The organism is Bacteroidota bacterium (genome assembly GCA_030706745.1).
Lineage (GTDB): Bacteria > Bacteroidota > Ignavibacteria > Palsa-1295 > Palsa-1295 > PALSA-1295.
The window spans coordinates 328737-343464 of the sequence record JAUZNX010000003.1 but is presented as its reverse complement, the minus strand read 5'-3'; the positions used below and the strand labels follow the sequence as shown (position 1 = coordinate 343464).

Annotated in this window: 15 protein-coding genes and 1 tRNA gene; 7 read left to right on the top strand and 9 right to left on the bottom strand. The window is 52.3% G+C overall.

Annotation, left to right across the window (positions count from 1 at the left end; translation table 11 throughout):
• Positions 1–19: 19 nt before the first annotated feature.
• From Q8902_06235 to Q8902_06210, 6 genes are all read right to left on the bottom strand, one after another.
• Positions 20–1996: a T9SS type A sorting domain-containing protein gene (locus tag Q8902_06235; GenBank protein ID MDP4199150.1), complete on the bottom strand. Its 1977-nt coding sequence runs from the start codon at positions 1994–1996 to the stop codon at positions 20–22.
• 158 nt (positions 1997–2154) lie between these two features.
• Positions 2155–2718: a ribosome recycling factor gene (frr, locus tag Q8902_06230; GenBank protein MDP4199149.1), complete on the bottom strand. Its 564-nt coding sequence runs from the start codon at positions 2716–2718 to the stop codon at positions 2155–2157.
• A 74-nt stretch (positions 2719–2792) separates the two neighbouring features.
• On the bottom strand, positions 2793–3530 hold the full coding sequence (gene pyrH / locus Q8902_06225; protein MDP4199148.1) for a UMP kinase: 738 nt from the start codon (positions 3528–3530) through the stop codon (positions 2793–2795).
• A 54-nt stretch (positions 3531–3584) separates the two neighbouring features.
• Positions 3585–4526 (bottom strand): prolyl aminopeptidase, encoded by a 942-nt coding sequence (gene pip, locus Q8902_06220; protein MDP4199147.1) that lies wholly within the window; start codon positions 4524–4526, stop codon positions 3585–3587.
• A gap of 84 nt (positions 4527–4610) precedes the next feature.
• Positions 4611–5570 carry a carbohydrate kinase family protein gene (locus Q8902_06215; GenBank protein MDP4199146.1) on the bottom strand — a complete coding sequence of 320 codons (960 nt, stop codon included), beginning with the start codon at positions 5568–5570 and terminating at the stop codon, positions 4611–4613.
• Positions 5571–5590: 20 nt separating this feature from the next.
• Positions 5591–6241, bottom strand: a complete 651-nt coding sequence (locus Q8902_06210) for an NAD(P)-binding domain-containing protein (protein ID MDP4199145.1) — start codon at positions 6239–6241, stop codon at positions 5591–5593.
• A gap of 99 nt (positions 6242–6340) precedes the next feature.
• On the opposite strand from Q8902_06210, the gene Q8902_06205 reads away from it, so the two are divergent.
• The 7 genes from Q8902_06205 (at position 6341) to Q8902_06175 (ending at position 11738) form a co-directional block, all read left to right on the top strand.
• Positions 6341–6718 (top strand): STAS domain-containing protein, encoded by a 378-nt coding sequence (locus tag Q8902_06205; GenBank protein MDP4199144.1) that lies wholly within the window; start codon positions 6341–6343, stop codon positions 6716–6718.
• 93 nt (positions 6719–6811) lie between these two features.
• Positions 6812–6885 (top strand) — tRNA-Arg (locus tag Q8902_06200).
• Positions 6886–6995: 110 nt separating this feature from the next.
• Positions 6996–7160, top strand: coding sequence for a hypothetical protein (locus tag Q8902_06195; GenBank protein MDP4199143.1), 165 nt, complete (start codon positions 6996–6998; stop codon positions 7158–7160).
• A 796-nt stretch (positions 7161–7956) separates the two neighbouring features.
• The gene (locus Q8902_06190) at positions 7957–9375 is read left to right on the top strand and encodes a DUF3943 domain-containing protein (protein MDP4199142.1); all 1419 of its coding nucleotides are present in this window, start codon (positions 7957–7959) and stop codon (positions 9373–9375) included.
• Between the two features lie 83 nt (positions 9376–9458).
• On the top strand, positions 9459–10289 hold the full coding sequence (locus tag Q8902_06185) for a phosphatase PAP2 family protein (protein ID MDP4199141.1): 831 nt from the start codon (positions 9459–9461) through the stop codon (positions 10287–10289).
• Positions 10290–10396: 107 nt separating this feature from the next.
• A complete protein-coding gene (locus Q8902_06180) occupies positions 10397–10681 on the top strand; it encodes a hypothetical protein (protein ID MDP4199140.1) in 285 nt (94 codons plus the stop codon).
• A gap of 169 nt (positions 10682–10850) precedes the next feature.
• Positions 10851–11738, top strand: a complete 888-nt coding sequence (locus Q8902_06175; GenBank protein MDP4199139.1) for a phosphatase PAP2 family protein — start codon at positions 10851–10853, stop codon at positions 11736–11738.
• Positions 11739–11774: 36 nt separating this feature from the next.
• On the opposite strand, the gene Q8902_06170 is transcribed toward Q8902_06175, so the two are convergent.
• The 3 genes from Q8902_06170 to Q8902_06160 form a co-directional block, all read right to left on the bottom strand.
• A complete protein-coding gene (locus Q8902_06170; GenBank protein ID MDP4199138.1) occupies positions 11775–12515 on the bottom strand; it encodes a phosphatase PAP2 family protein in 741 nt (246 codons plus the stop codon).
• A gap of 220 nt (positions 12516–12735) precedes the next feature.
• Positions 12736–14046, bottom strand: a complete 1311-nt coding sequence (locus Q8902_06165) for an Nramp family divalent metal transporter (GenBank protein ID MDP4199137.1) — start codon at positions 14044–14046, stop codon at positions 12736–12738.
• Positions 14043–14702 carry a metal-dependent transcriptional regulator gene (locus tag Q8902_06160; GenBank protein ID MDP4199136.1) on the bottom strand — a complete coding sequence of 220 codons (660 nt, stop codon included), beginning with the start codon at positions 14700–14702 and terminating at the stop codon, positions 14043–14045. The genes Q8902_06165 and Q8902_06160 overlap by 4 nt, the downstream gene beginning before the upstream one ends.
• Positions 14703–14728 lie beyond the last annotated feature (26 nt).

Here is a 14728-nt window from a genome sequence, read left to right as displayed (position 1 = left end):
TCAGGCGGCAATCGTCCCGTTAGTGGACGACTACCAACTTGCCTCCGATGCTCGTCTGTCCCGCGATGAGGGTGTAGGTATATGTCCCTGCCGCAAGGTTCGACGCATCCAATGTGAGCGTCTGTTGGCCTGCCGGAAGTCCTCCCGGCGCAAGGCGCAATACTTCTCGGCCCAGAAGATCGTGAAGGATAAGCGTTGCACTCGCTGCTTCCGGAAGATTGAAACTCACCGTCGCAGAATTCGAAAGCGGATCGGGTGAAATCGTAACGTGATTAGCATTCGAGCCAACTGGTGCAACATCACTCGAGGTTGTGATATCGAATGGTGTGGAGTAGGCGATGACAGACCCAATTTCATTGGAGAGAATACGCACTTTGGTCTGGGTCGCTGTCCAGCCAGGCATCGTAACAGCAAGCTGCGTTAGAGTGGGATCGACTCCTGCCGCCAGCCCTTGCCATACAAATGGGGTCTGACTGTTATTCAGAACTTGAATGCGTAATGACTTGCCGAGGAAACCTGAAGCAGTCCAGTGCACCGTCGTCTGCTCGTTGGGGGAGAAGTTGGGGCCTCCATCGAGTGTCACCGAGTTGATCGCGCCAACCGCGAATACTGAGAATGCACCCGTGGTGCCGAGCGCGCCATTTGCATCACGAACGCGCACAATGACGCTTGCACCTTCCGCACCTGCCGGGACAATCCATTGATACGTGCTGACAGCACTTACAGCTTTGATCAGGCTCCATGTGCTTCCATCGGTCGAATACTCGAGCGTGACGTTCTCGCTCGCGCCGTATGACGTCCAATTGATATGGACGGTGTCGCCAACCCAAAGGGTGTCGTTCGTCTTCGGATATTCGACCGTGAAATATGGCTTGGGCGCGATAGAAAAAACGCCGGTGGTTGAATCGAGCGAAGCATCTTGTGCATCGGTCACTCGGAGAACCAGATTCTGGCCAAACACGGTATCCGGGAGCGCCCATTGATAGGGAGAGGTGTTTGTTGATGCGACGACCAGATTCCAGGTCGTGCCGTTATCCAGAGAATACTCGATCTTGACGCTCGACGCGGCGCCGCCTCCGCGGCCCCAGACGACCGGCATCGTCGTGCCGCTCACCATCTGTCCAGCTTGTGGTAACACGGGCCAAACCGATCGGGTAGCATTGCTCGGAAGCTTCGTGATGTATGTTGTCTGACCCGCATCCAAATAGACTTCTCCATTGGATGCCGTCTTTGATCTCCGAGCTACGAAGGCCTTAATTCTGATCGAATCCTGCACGAAGTCATTAACGCCCTTATCACTTGTCGAGATATGATAATGCTTCCGGACCGGCCAGGATACCGAGGTCTTCGTTCCGAGAACGATGGCATCGCCCATCACCTTGCTGCCAAAGGCGCGTGCGACGTTGTGATGAACAAAATTATCGATGGTGCCAACACCATTCAATTCTTGAGGGGCGACGATTCCATCTTCTGTCACGGCAGCGATGACGACAAATGTTGCGGTGTCCTCAGTTGGCGTCTGACCTAAGACGATAGGTGTGATGTCGAGATCAAAATCGACACTATGGTTGCTCGAGTTGAATGTCGCATTCACTACCCGAAAATCAACAAGCGGTGCTTCACCTGCGTCAAACTCTGCCTGTGCATCCCAAAGATTTCGATTGCTCGTTGCCGCATCTCGACCTATGACTGCCCATGGATACCCAGAACTCGCGGACGGATAGTTGTCATTCATCGTATCGGCCTGGGCGATCCACATCGGGTCATTCTGAGTCCCAAGCGGGCCATGATAGGATATGACGACGGCATAGTCCTTCATCTTCTTCTCGGCGGAATCGATGAGATATGCACCGAACGGGCAATACTGGCACCAGGTCCCGGTGCTTTCTTCGATCAGCGCGTGCCGTTTGTATGTTTGTCCGAAGACATTGGAGATAAACACGATCGCAAGCACCAACGCGAGGACCGTAAATAGGACGAGCCGTGGTATTCTCATGATTTTTCTTTGAAAAAGTTGTCGAATCCCGGAGTGCGATGAAGGGTGGGATCCGTCGCAGTTCCTAAAGATACGAAAATTTTCAAGTAAAACCAAACTCGGAGGCTATAAGGAGAGCACTAACCCGCATGCGGTGCCGAATTCGAGCCGTTCTCGCCTCAAACGGCCATTACTTCTTTCTCTTTAATCGAGATGATGGAGTCCGTTTCTTTCACTTTCGCGTCCGTCTTTTTCTGGACTTCTTCTTCGCCGCGCTTGCGCTCATCCTCGGAAAAGTGTTGGTCCTTTTCGGCTTTCTTCAAGTGTTCCATCGAATCCCGGCGGACGTTACGGACGGAGACTTTTGTTTCCTCGCCAAATTTCTTGACGAGCTTGACTATCTCTTTGCGGCGCTCTTCGGTCAGGGGCGGGAGGGGGACGCGAATCACCTGACCATCATTGACCGGATTAAGACCGAGATTCGCATTGCGAATGGCCTTTTCGACAGCTCCCATCAGCCCCTTATCCCACACTTGCACGCTCAGGGAATGCGCATCCGAGACATTGATATTGCCGACCTGCGCAATCGGCACTTCCGAGCCGTATGCCTCGACGTGGACAGTATCGAGTAGTGCGGTCGTTGCGCGGCCTGTGCGAATTTTGGCGAGTTCGTTCCGAAGGCTCTCGATAGCCTTCGCCATGCGGGTATCACAGTCGTGGAGAATATCTTTTATCGTAGTCATTTCTGATGAGAAAACAGCTTACGGAATGTATAGATTCTATAAAATCAATGGAGCTATAATACGCAAAGGAGGCTCTATGCAACCACACTCCCAATCCCATCTTCCGTTAGTACCCGCTCGAGATTGCCTGGCAGGTTCATATTGAAGACGATGATTGGAATCTGATTTTCCTGGCAAAGCGTGATCGCCGTCAGGTCCATAACGCGGAGGCCTTTTTGAAGAACATCCATGTAGGTGATGGTTGGAATGCGGAGCGCATCGGCATTTTTCTCCGGGTCGGAATCGTAGATGCCATCCACGCGGGTGCCCTTCATTACTGCGTCGGCGCCGATCTCGACTGCGCGCAAGGCTGCAGCGGTATCCGTGGTAAAGAATGGATTGCCGGTGCCACAGCCAAAGATCACAACACGGCCTTTTTCCAAATGCCGGATTGCTTTGCGCCGAATAAACGGCTCTGCAAACTCATTCATCGTGATCGCCGACATGAGCCGGCTATACAGTCCCTTTGACTCGATGGCGTTTTGCAGTGCCAGTGCATTAATCATTGTAGCTAGCATTCCCATCTGGTCGCCCTGGACGCGGCTGATGCCTTCCGTGCTGCCAGAGACGCCTCGAAAAATATTGCCACCACCAACGACGATGCCGATCTGAACTCCCATCCCGGCGGCATGCACAATTTCGCGCGCAAATTGGTCGAGGATTCTCGGGTCGATTCCATACTCCAGGTCCCCCATAAGCGCTTCGCCAGAGAGCTTCAGGAGGACGCGCCGAAAACGGAGCGAGGGATGGTGGTTCTGATTGTGATTATTCACGTGATGAGTCGGTATCGTCCGTGGAATACTTTTGATGTTCGGCGTGGAACAATCTCAGATTCGGAAAGCATCCGTGGCATCGAGCAGAGCAGATGCATTCTCTTTCTCCAGCGCCGAGTGACCCGAAGTCGGGCTGATAACGAGCTTCGCGTCCGGTAGTACTTTGTGTAAATCCCAGGCATTACGCATGGGGCAGACGACATCATAGCGGCCATGCACGATCACAGTCGGGATTTTCCTGATCCGGTGTGCATCTCGCAGCAACTGCCCCGATTCCATAAATCCATTATTGACAAAGTAATGACACTCGATCCGTGCGAACGCAATCGCAAAGTCCTCGTCTTCAAACTGATCGATCATGTGCTGATCGATTAGCAGTTTCGAGGTGGATCCTTCCCACTTGCTCCACGCCTTTGCCGCTTCGACTCGGATTGCCCGGTCGTTGCTGGTCAGCCGCTTATGGTAGGCCGCGAGCAGATCGTTGCGTTCTTCGCGGGGAATCGGTTTGAGATATTCCTCCCAAAAATCCGGAAAGAGGGCGTCCGCGCCTTGTTGATATAGCCAATCGATCTCCCAGGGACGTAGGAGGAAAATGCCCCGGAGCACAAGATGAGTTACTCGTTCGGGATGAGTCTCGGCATATGCCAGTGCGAGCGTCGAGCCCCAGGAGCCACCAAAGACGAGCCAGCGGTCAAGCCCAAGCGTTTCGCGCAACTTCTCCATATCTGCAACCAGATCCCATGTCGTATTCTCTCGCAATTCTGCATGGGGCGTGCTGCGTCCACAGCCACGCTGATCGAATAGGATAATCCTGTAATGCTTCGGATCGAAGAATCGCCGGTGGTCGGGTCCGGTGCCAGCGCCCGGACCGCCATGGACGAACACGGCGGGCTGGCCCGCCGGGTTGCCGCTTTCCTCGTAATAGAGAGTGTGAAGTTCCGAGACAGGGAGGAAGCCGGTATTGTAGGGTTCGAGTGCTGGGTAGAGTTCGCGCATGTCGTGTGAGTAACGAGTAACGAGTAACAGGTGTCGGATTAAGAGTAACGAATTATCAGAAACGCGTAACGAGTACCGTAGGTCTTATGGTGCTGGCGCATTAAGAATCTGTTCTACCGATGGGAGCGTCGCGGACCATGTTGCCCAGCGCACAGCCTCTTTCAGTGCGTGGGGCGGAGGGGAGCCTCGGAGAGTCGAATAGAGGAACGCCGATCCAAACACGTCCCCCGAACCGGTCGCATTTGCGACATTGACTTTTGGTGGTGCGGCATGATGGATTTCGCCACTCTTCAGATCATGCAATGTTGCGCCACGGGCACCTCGAGTCACGATGAGAAACTTGAGGTTGGCCCATGGCCCATGCTGCCTCGCGAAATCAAGTAAATCACCCTCGGAGGTAACTTCCGGATATCCAAGCCATCGTGTTTCAAACTCGTTAAGCTGAACAGAGTCAACGACTTCCAACCAATGTCTCCAGTTCTTTACACCTCGTGGCTCGCGGCCTTTTCCATATTGACCCGGCGTCAACGGCTGCGAGAGATCGCCGAGTACGAGCGCATGAACATCGAGGTGTATGAATGGACGTTTGGCCGCCTTATTCAGTCCAGCCTCGAGCGTTTCGATGGATACGTCGAAGCCCGAAATCATGTTGACAAACAACCCATCGAGTTGCCCAAGATATTCCGGAGTGAGTTGTTCTGGAGTTAGCTCAGGCAAAGCGTTAGGGCATCCTTCCGCGCGCTCACCACTCGAGTAATAAACGAGTTGCACACGGTTTGTCAGAGCATCCGTCGGCCAAAGGCCGCTCTCGCGCTCCAGATGTGGCAGTTTATCGAGCAAGGAATTGATGAATGCGGCATCCTGTCTGGAATGCCACGTCAGGGGTTCGAACCAATCAGCGTCCGATCCATTGGCCTGGATGAGGCGCTCCATTGCCGCATAGGAATAGAGCACTCCACCCAAAGCCAATACCGGCTTCTCAGTGGGCTTCTCGCGGTGGAAGATTTCGTCGATGCAGGGCTGGCCGATAATTCCGATGCGCATAGGGTGCTGATAATGTAGTATTAACCGCGAACAATATGGAAGTTGAATTGGGGTGACTTATACAGGGCCATCAGCCGTACCCAAATCGGAAGTACTTGCTCAACTGCGCGCGCCGAAGTAATGTCACCAAGATCGATCACGATCCGCCAGCCAAACCAATCGGTCAGAATGTCCCGCACTCGTGATTTCGCCTCAGCATCATTGCCGCTCACGAAGATATCATGTTCGCCTGGAACAAGTGATGGGTTGACCATCAGCATGCAATTTACGGTATTCAGGGCCTTGACGACCTTTGTCTCCGGAAATTCTCGTTGAATTTGCTCGCCCAGCGATTCGGTATTGCAGACGGAGAGTGTTGGAGGAAAGCCACTGGAAAAATCGAGGGGATTCGATACATCAATGAGGATTTTGCCGGCGAGGGCCTTGGGACCAGCCATCCGAAGTGCATCGAGTGCCCTAATGCCATTCGTGCAATTGAAGAGGAGTTCGCCATGCGTGGCCGCTTCTGCAAATGTGCCATGCGAGGCCATCGGTCCAGACATACTAGACCACTTCGCTGCTTTTTCATTCGAGGCGGAGCGAGAACCCAGAAGAACTTCGTGCCCCAATTCTATCAATTTCGAGCCAATAGTCTGGCCCACGATTCCTGTACCGAGAACGCCAATTTTCATAAGATGCAAAGTAGATTGTTACAAATCTAAGCCGAGAATTCTTTTCGATGCCTGAATCCGGAGGGAGCGGCCCGCCGTGAACGAGTGTTCCTGAGGTCTATGGAACCACTGTCAGCCACTCGCCCGAGATTCAACATCGGTGTTAACTCTAAGGAATCCGATCCGGAAACGGTGATCGCGCTTTCAGGTCAACTCGATGCCCATACCGCGACGGAATTCGAACGATTTTTGGAGCGAACGGTCCGCACCGAGCATAGCCATCATATCATTATCGACTTCAGTAAGTTGGAATACATTTCGAGCGCTGGTCTCGGCGTGCTCATGGGACTCATCGAAGAAGTCCGCGCGGAAGGCGGCGACATCAAACTTGCCGCGCTCCCAGACAAGATATTTCACATTCTCGATCTCCTTGGTTTTCCGATCGTGTTTCAAATCTTTGGGAGTGTGGATGAAGCGCGAACCGCATTTAGGCAATAGGTCCTATGGACCAATGGGACCGACGGAGCATTCAACGCGCTGCTCCTGTTAGGCCATTCGTACTACGTCATTCGTATTTCGTAATTGGAATGAGGCCTCGTAGTTCAGTTGGATAGAACACCAGTTTCCTAAACTGGGTGTCGCAGGTTCGAGTCCTGCCGAGGCTACTGTTGCAAGAATTGCATTATGCATCCACGGAGTTGGGATGCCAATCCGCATCGGCGCAATGCGGCATATTCAGTCTTTCAATAGACAGCATCACCTTTGTCACGCCACTATGAAGTCTGTTCGAATTTCTTTAATTGTCGGCCTCGTATTCATATCACAACTCGGATTCGCGCAACCGCACACGCACGACTGGAGGACTATCGAGGATGTCCTCGGCCGTAAGGGAATGGAGAAGGATGGATACTTCAAAGTTACATTTACACGGCAGACCTAAACGTAAAGATCGGGAATGTACCCGTTTCGTCGGGTCTTGCCGTGACAGGGTGGTTCGGCTTTGCTCCGCATGGCGGACATGTTATGGTGATGGGAGGCATGGTCCTGACCGAGAGTGAAGTACCCGCAGTTGAGTCGAAGCTTTGTTGAAAGCGGGTTCGAGATCACTGCGCTTCATAATCATTTCGTGGGCGAGACACTGGCAATTAAGTATATGCATATTGAAGGCAGAGGCGAGGTCCGCAGGCTCACTGAGAAATTGAAGGCGGTGCTTGCACTGACCGGAGTGCCTATGACAGCGCCCTCCGCGCCCACTCCATCAACAACCGATTGGTCCGCAATCCAAACAATCATGGGCAGCAAGGGTGATGTGAAGGGAAGCATACTTCGCTTTCTGACCATTCTCGCCCAAGAATGTGTGAATGATGTAACTCTTTTCCAAAGATATGTAAGGATTGTTGCCAGCTAACTTCATATTTTTGCATTGCTATCGAAGTGCATCGCAACCAGATGCTCTTTTCAGAATAATATTCAAGAAGGCAAAGCTGGAAGAGGACTTTTAGTAAGTCCGAGCGTTTCTCCACTTTGACATCCAGCCCGGATACAACGGACTGATGGGATTTACATAATATATGAGTATTCAAAATACACGGATACTATTCACAATGCTGTGGGTAGTCTTATGCGGTTCATTATTGCACGCTCAGACACGGGGTGCATCGAACGGGCCAACTGGTGAACAGCTATTATCGGCTGCGCAATCAGTTTCGCCATTCTCAGCGTCTCGCGAGATTGTCGTGGACACACCCAAAGTTGATACGAGCAAGAAAGTCCAATCTCTGGATACGGTGTTGTTTGACATGTATGGCAACCTTCGCGTAGATGACCCTCTCTACAATAAAAAAGCGCCATGGTATGTACCGGCACTCCATATCATCGGGCAGGAAGCTCTGTTGAATCTGGCGGATCAATACCTCATGAAATTCGACTGGGCCCGAGTCAGTCTGAATTCGTGGGGCAGAAATCTCCGGGCGGGTGCGCCCTGGGGAAACGGCTGGGTCTGGGATTCGACCCGATTTGGAAACGATATGTTCTTGCATCCCTATACGGGTGCCATGTATTTCGACGCCGCCAGAGCTACGGGTTACGATTTTTGGGAAGCGGCAATTTACGCGCTTGCAGGGAGCTATGCCTGGAAGTTATTCGGCGAAAATGTAACGCCTGAACGGAACAGCATCATCTACACAACCATTGGTGGTATGTTCGGGGGCGAGATCTTATATCGCCTCAGTTCAAATGTGCTTGACGACCGCACGACTGGCTCCGAACGAGTACTTCGCGAGACAGTCGCAGGAATTTTGAGTCCTGGCAGGTTCGCTGTGAGGCTCTTTGATGGAAAGCTCTCGCATGTGACCGATCAGGAAGTTTATAAAAAGGAACCGCTGAACATAACACTCTTTGCTGGCATCCATAAGGTCAATGATGCGAGTAACAATTTCCTCAGCGGCAATACGAGCGAATTGCTGAATGTCCAACTCGATTACGGTAATCCATTTGAACGGATTGATCGGAAGCCATACGATTTCTTCAAAATCCTGACGGAAGTGAATATCGGTTTGGGACGAAAGATTATCAATGACGTAACGGGGTATGGTTTGCTTGCTGGAGGCAACGACAATTTTGGAAATGTCGCGCTTCTCTCCGGAGTGTTTCAGAATTATGATTTTTGGGACAATCCAACATACGAACTCACCACGCTGGGCTTCGGAGGAGGCATCGTGGCACGCATGCCGATCTTGAGAAACACGTCCTGGTTTACCGTTCTTCATCTCGATCTGGTGCCGTTTGGCGGTAACAATAAGAGCGCAGGTCCAAGCGATACCTCGCAAATGGGGGATTTCAACTTTGGTGGCGGAGCTGAGGCAAAATTCGAATCCACGCTAAACTTCGGCGCCAGCGCGAGCTTCAAGTTGGTCGCCAATTACTATTGGTTTCATACTTATGTGGGGGAGCCGGGCAACAACTTTATCGCGATTATCAAACCGCGCGTTACAGTTGGAGTCTATCATAATCTGAGCGTCGGCATCGAGCAGTCGATCTATTCAAGCGTGCGGGACTCCCCCAATTTTTCAACGATCCATACGGTCAACACAGAGCAGAAGTTGTTTTTGATGCTCTATCTCGAAGATGCAGAACGTGGTGGGCATTATAATTGAAGCTGATCTTTATCGAGTATGTTATCTACAATTCAACAATCTTAATGCATTTTTTCAATCGATACTGGCTTGCATGTAGCCTTGTGTTCAGCATCGCACTATCCCAGGCGGATGCCGTCCAGGCTCAGACAGCCTCGAGGGATTCTACCTCACCTGTATATCATCTGAATTACTGGGTGACCGGTGGGATCTGTGTTGCAGGAGCGGCGGGCGGATTGCTCACCATTCCCGTGCGAGCGAAGCCGAATTTTACCGACGCCGACCTTCTTGCGCTTAATTCCAGCAGTGTCCCAAGCTACGATCGATGGTCCTTGCGGCAGGACGCCTCGCTGATTCCGACATACGAGAATTACTCGCTGTACCTTCAGATCGGTATGGCCGCGGCACCGCTGGGGCTTCTTCTGGATGGTTCTATCCGCAAGGATTGGGGTGATGTGCTGCTAATGGCGATGGAAGTAAATGCGGTCGTCGTTAGTTTTTACACGATCTCACCGCTTGGTCCATCGTTTCAAACACGCTATCGGCCAGTTGTTTATTATCCTGATGCACCGGTCGATCGGCACAATGGGAACAACAAGAATTCATTTTATAGCGGTCATGTTGCTTCGGCCTCAGCTGCCGCCTTTTTCATGGCAAAAGTCCTCTCCGATTACCATCCGGAGTTGGGCGCGGATAAGTACTGGCTCTACGCCGCTGCAAGCGTCCCATCGCTGGCAATGGCCTATGCCCGGTTGAAGGCACTCGATCATTTCCCATCTGATGCTGCGGTGGGCTTGACAATCGGGACCGTCTGCGGCATCCTGATTCCAGAACTACATCGCATTGGTACAAAGGACATGTCCTTGGGGGTATACTCCTCGCCGGAAGGCAGCGGAGTTGCGATGCATTGGAGACTGGAGACGGCATCCAAGTAAATAGCTTTTTGTACCAGCCTAGAAGATATTTCAGACAGGCATTATTATTGAAGCAGTGTTTCTGCTTGATAGACCCCATTCAACTTTTCAATTTCTGCATTACGATTATGTTAAAACGATTACCCTATCTCCTTGGCATTGCGCTTTTCCTTTCCATTCTGCCGATTCGAGTCATCAGTCAAACCCCCGACGATAAAGCGGACAAGGTCGAGCGTGCGCATCGCAAGCACGTCGTAAAGAAGGCCGCAGCCGACACGAAAGAAGCCACAGGGAAAGCCTGGTCCGGCACGAAGAAGACTGCCAGAAAAGTCTACCACGCACCGGGGAAGGCCATCCATAAAGCGAAGGTAAAGCATCGGCAGCACGAAATCCAGGAAGGCGAAACCAAGTAAGCGTTCAATCGCATCGAAGCATCGGGTCGGCAAATGTCGTCTTCGTATTTGTCAACAAAGGCGTGCTTTGCAAGGGACCCGATGCTTACCGAGCGATGCGACTTCGCCGCCGAACCGTTTCTTATGGAACCGAAATTTCTCAGGTCTTGTGATACTTTTTTCTCGACTTATGATTCGATGCCTTATCGTATTTCTTCTTCTGTTGGTATGCTCGCAGGCGGATGCACAATTTCCCGCAAAGAACCCGTCCGACACGACATCCATCCACGCTGATTCGAGCACCATTGCGGCTCTCAAAGAGTCATCCGCCTCGCATATTATTTGGCATGATGTCAAAGAAGGTGCTTACGATGGCTTACAATATGTGCAGCGACCACTCCACTGGAATTTGCGAGAGTGGGCTATCATGGCTACTGGCATCGGATTCACAGCGATGCTCGAAGTTGTCGATGATCCTCTTGCTCGCAGCTTCTTCCAGCATAATCAGGGGAAGTTCGGCGACCAGATTGAGAAGTTTGGAAATAACTTTTACGGCAATGGCATTGCTACCGGTCTGACTGCGATCACACTCTATTCGGTTGGGCTCGAGACCGACAACAATAAGCTTCGGGTCATGGGGCGACATGTGCTGCAGTCCTTTGCTTACGCCGGTCTGACAACGACTGCGCTAAAAATTATCGTTGGCCGGAACCGGCCATTTCTCAACCAAGGCTCGTTTGTATACCATGGTTTCTCGCTGAGCAATGTCTGGAATTCAATGCCATCTGGCCACGTGACTGTCGCCGCTGCGCTTAGCGAATCCCTTGCTGCCGACATCGGCAACACCTATGCTTCCATTGGACTGTATACATGTTTGGCCGCGACGGTATTCGGACGACTCTATTCCGACGAGCACTGGCTTAGCGATACATTCCTTGGTGGTGTCATTGGTACTGCCGCCGGTTATTGGGTTTCCCAGGAAGAAGACCATTACGACATGAAGACGAACTCACCGAAGCATGCCGGCCTTATGATTGTACCGACTGGGAATGGGTTTGCACTAATCTGGCCACTGTAGCATGTCCTCTTTGTTTCCCCTTACATCCATCAATTGTCAATTGATCGGAATTGTGATCAAGGGGAGGTATGCCGAGGGCTGAAAGACGGATTGTTTCATAGAAGCGGCAGTGCCGATGCTGGCGCCACCTCGCTCGTGAAGATCGACAGCCCACTTGGCGACGAAGTATCCGATGAAGGCTCCAGCAAAGACATCCGAGCTCCAATGAAAATTCTGGTACACGCGAGACGTGGCCGTGTATAGCGCGGGTGCATAGACCAGAATCTTTCCCCACAGAGGCACGATGTTTCTTGATAGCACGGTGGAGATCACGAATGCGACTGCGGTGTGACCGCTCGGGAAGGAATGATAATCATCACCAAGGCTGAAGACGCGGAACGGCAGAAACGACTTCTCGCTGTCAGAGACACTTGGTCGAGCTCGACCCACGATAATTTTTGTGATGGCTACAATTCCAGCCGCATACAAGGAGGATTGCCCGATTTCGTATGCGATCTTTCTCGCTCTCAGATCATTCGTGATCAATGAGTAAGCAGCAAAGGCACCGAAGAAGACCGGCGGAGAATAGAGTTCGCCAAATACTCGTCCCGCCTCCATGGAGTTGAAGTAGGTGCGGTCCAGGAGCATCTCCTTCCGCACAGTCAAATCCGCTTGGAGCGCGAAGAGCGTCCCAACACCGACCAAGCTTACGTTGAGCCAATCCTGCGTTTGCCAGTTGAATGGGCCCGATACAAACGAGCCGGTCTCGTGCCAGAATTGATGAAAATCGTATTTCAACTGGCCAAACGCCGGTGATTCAACGCAAAGAAACAGTAGTGGAAACAAGAGAAGTGTTCGATGCCTGGAATTCACGGTGGTTGCTGATTCTGAAGAGCTTGGGTATAGCCCGGAGAGACTAATAACTGATTCGATGCGCGGTGATAGGTTCGAATCAATGTAAGTCATCAAGGAAAACAACAGCGGCTCCGGAATCACTCACCTTCATCCGAAAACCAACTCAAGTTAAAGCATGAATAATCAGGTATGCATTGAGTCCGGCGATCGAAATGACAACAGCCCAGGCAATGACGCGCAGCCAAACTGGGCTAACGAACTTACCCATCACGGATTTTCGTCCGGTAAACAAGACTAGCGGGACTGTCGCGAAAGACAGTTGTACCGAAAGCACCACCTGCGACAGAAGCAGTAGCTCATAGATCGCGTGATTCTCTGCCTCCACACCCCGACCGCTTTGTAGAGCGATGACGATGACCGCTGGAATCAGTGCCAGGCTGCGCGTTAGGAGTCTACGCAGCCAGGGCTTCATCTTCATTTGAAGAAAGCCCTCCATCACGATTTGCCCGGCCAGCGTACCGGTAATCGTAGATGCCTGACCCGAAGCGAGCAACGCAATACCGAATGCCGTACTCGCCAGCGTTGTCCCGAGCAGCGGAGTGAGTGTGTGGTATGCTTGCTGAATCTCGGTGACGATCGTGCCATGCTCGAAGAATACGGCAGCGGCCATCACAAGGATGGCGCCATTGATGAAGAATGCAAGATTGAGCGCGAGCACCGTGTCAACGAGGTTATAGCGCAAGGCCGAACGGACTTCTTCGAACGATCGGCCAACCTGCCGTGATTGCACGAGATGTGAATGCAGGTAGAGATTGTGCGGCATGACCGTCGCCCCCAGAATGCCGAGTGCGATGAAGAGGCTATTGTTCGAAAGATGAGGTGTGACCAAGCCATGTCCGATTTGCGACCATGCCGGATGCGATAGTGCGATCTCGATCACATAGCAAGTTCCCATTGTCGCAATCAGCGCAAGGATTACGGCTTCGAGCAATCGAACGCCGCGGCTTTGCAGGACGAGAATTAGCAGCACATCGAGTCCCGTGATCAGGACAGCGGGCAATAGCGCAATGTTAAAGAGAAGATTGATTGCGATCGCACTCCCAAGTACTTCCGCGAGATCGCAGGCGATAATTGCGACCTCCGCAACGATCCAAAAGAAGATTGCGGTCGGTTTTGAAAATCGCTCACGGCACAACTGCGGAAGGTCGCGACCGGTAACGACACCAAGCCGACTCGAAAGCACCTGAAGCAGAATCGCGACAAGATTGCTCGCAAGGATCACCCACAGGAGATCGTAATGGAAGCGCGAGCCGGCCTCGATGTCCGTCGCCCAGTTACCTGGATCCATGTATCCGATTGCGACGAGGAACGCTGGACCAGAGAATGCAAAGAGCCGACGCCACATCGGTGCCGACTTGTGTGTATCGATCGGGCGAGGTTCGGCCCAGCTATGTCCCAGGACTTGAGCCTTCATCGCGCGCTGACCTGTCTTCCGAAAATTTGCCCGGCGGCATCCGGTGCCAGCGCGACTGGCTCGCCCTTTACAAAAATGTTATAGGGTCCGCCAAATGGCTGACGTCCATGAAATTCGATAGTCTCGCCGGGCTTTAGCGAGAGACTTGCTGCATACTGCAGCAGTTTGGGATCGCCATCGACCAATCGAGTAATGATGAAGTGCGATCCAACTTCCGCAGTCGGCAGCGGGACTTCCTCGACGCTCGGCATGAGTCCCTCGGCATTCGGGATGGGATCTCCATGCGGATCGAAATCCGGATGACCCAGCTTTTCCGCAATGCGCTCTTCGAAGAGAGGGCTGATGTGGTGCTCAAGCCGCTCGGCCTCATCATGCACTTCGTCCCATTGATATCCAAGTTCGCGGACGAGAAACAGCTCGAGCAGACGGTGCTTCCGGATGGTCTGAAGAGCGGTACGCTGTCCGAACGGCGTGAGGTGAATGCCGCTGCGCGAATGAATGCGCACGAGCTTCAATTCGACAAGACGCCGCAGCATCTTACTCACAGCCGGAGCGCTTACGCCGACCCGCTCAGCAATATCGCGCGATGAAATTTCGCCGATGGAGCCGGCCTTGTATATCGCCTTGAGATAGTCTTCGATGGATGGGGTGTGCATCGAAGCGAGTTAACCTTGGTTATCTC

Excerpts from the sequence above, each read along its gene's own strand:
- pip (MDP4199147.1), bottom strand. The coding sequence starts at position 4,526 with ATGCGCGAACTCTACCCAGCACTCGAACCCTACAATACCGGCTTCCTC.
- Q8902_06160 (MDP4199136.1), bottom strand. The coding sequence starts at position 14,702 with ATGCACACCCCATCCATCGAAGACTATCTCAAGGCGATATACAAGGCC.
- Q8902_06210 (MDP4199145.1), bottom strand. The coding sequence starts at position 6,241 with ATGAAAATTGGCGTTCTCGGTACAGGAATCGTGGGCCAGACTATTGGC.
- Q8902_06235 (MDP4199150.1), bottom strand. The coding sequence starts at position 1,996 with ATGAGAATACCACGGCTCGTCCTATTTACGGTCCTCGCGTTGGTGCTT.
- frr (MDP4199149.1), bottom strand. The coding sequence starts at position 2,718 with ATGACTACGATAAAAGATATTCTCCACGACTGTGATACCCGCATGGCG.
- Q8902_06175 (MDP4199139.1), top strand. The coding sequence starts at position 10,851 with ATGATTCGATGCCTTATCGTATTTCTTCTTCTGTTGGTATGCTCGCAG.
- Q8902_06165 (MDP4199137.1), bottom strand. The coding sequence starts at position 14,046 with ATGAAGGCTCAAGTCCTGGGACATAGCTGGGCCGAACCTCGCCCGATC.
- Q8902_06215 (MDP4199146.1), bottom strand. The coding sequence starts at position 5,570 with ATGCGCATCGGAATTATCGGCCAGCCCTGCATCGACGAAATCTTCCAC.
- Q8902_06195 (MDP4199143.1), top strand. The coding sequence starts at position 6,996 with ATGAAGTCTGTTCGAATTTCTTTAATTGTCGGCCTCGTATTCATATCA.
- Q8902_06205 (MDP4199144.1), top strand. The coding sequence starts at position 6,341 with ATGGAACCACTGTCAGCCACTCGCCCGAGATTCAACATCGGTGTTAAC.
- Q8902_06180 (MDP4199140.1), top strand. The coding sequence starts at position 10,397 with ATGTTAAAACGATTACCCTATCTCCTTGGCATTGCGCTTTTCCTTTCC.